Source organism: Bacillus sp. AR8-1 (assembly GCF_008042345.1).
In the GTDB taxonomy this organism is placed as follows: Bacteria; Bacillota; Bacilli; order Bacillales; family Bacillaceae_G; genus Bacillus_A; species Bacillus_A cereus.
In genome coordinates this window covers 1-1,082 of record NZ_QNUB01000091.1, presented here as the reverse complement: position 1 = coordinate 1,082, position 1,082 = coordinate 1, and the positions used below count along the sequence as shown (strand labels likewise).

Genomic DNA, 1,082 nt, shown 5'->3' with positions numbered 1-1,082 from the left:
CAGTTATACATAGATGCATATTTACCACTGTATAGCGTTACACCCGATACACAAACCGCTGTACCTTGTCTCATGTCAGCATTTCCAGAACAAACCTTAATAATTAATGCGTGCTGTTGCGGAATATAGTTTGTCGGTACTTTGAAAGTGAAAGAGTATCTTCTGATTTCTCCATAATAGGTAGATGGTTCAGGAAAATCCATTTTTTGTTCATGCCATGTATCGTAACTTACATTGTCTCGGAATGTAACGCAGCATACTTGTAAACGCGGCTTCCCTGTTTTACGTACCCCATTTATCATTGCTGTTCTAAAATGAGCAGATACTGTGTATTCATTTCCAGGATGTATACCATTATTCACGATTGCTTCTGGATAGTTATACATATCTACCCTTGTGGCATTTACCATTTGCTCGTAATCGAATACAGGTTTATTTTTTTCTATTACTACATTGCCCCACGACTTCCAAGTAAGACCATATCCACCTTCAAATCCATAATAATCTGCATTCCCAATGTTTTTCTTTGTAACACTAGAAAAGTCGGGATCTGCTATTAGGTTTCGTCTTGATACCGCAGTTGTTTTTGTTCCCCATTCATCTTGGAATAGGAAGTCTAGCATTTTAACAGTTACACCGTCTTTATCAATGGTTATTTTATCACCGTCAATTCGAATAAGATTCGTATCAATTCCTTTTGCCGTTAACCATTTGACCATTGTATCTGCATTAATATTCAGTTTCTCAGCATCGATTGTAATCTTACCAGGTGACATATTGATAGAAGTAATGATACCGTCTTTTAAAATTTGTGCTAAGATCCCTTCATCTAATACCTGCAACTTCGATTCTGTTTTCTTTACATAGGCATTATAGGTCTCATTAATAAAACTTTCCTGTTTTTTGGAAATGATAGTAACGCCTTCCTCATTAGCAGCGATACTTCTTTCTAATTCGGTTACTTTTTTATCGTAATCTTTAGTTGCTACTCTATTAGCGATATCCTCTAACATTTTGTCAGCATCCGTTTGATCTTTCGGATGTAGCCAAAATTCTGTAGCTATAGTACCACGTTGTAACAT

The 1,082-nt window shown here is 36.2% G+C and carries 1 pseudogene; it reads right to left on the bottom strand.

The window, feature by feature from the left end:
• Positions 1-1,082 (bottom strand): annotated as a pseudogene (locus DN400_RS29260) (phage tail spike protein); the annotation flags it as partial.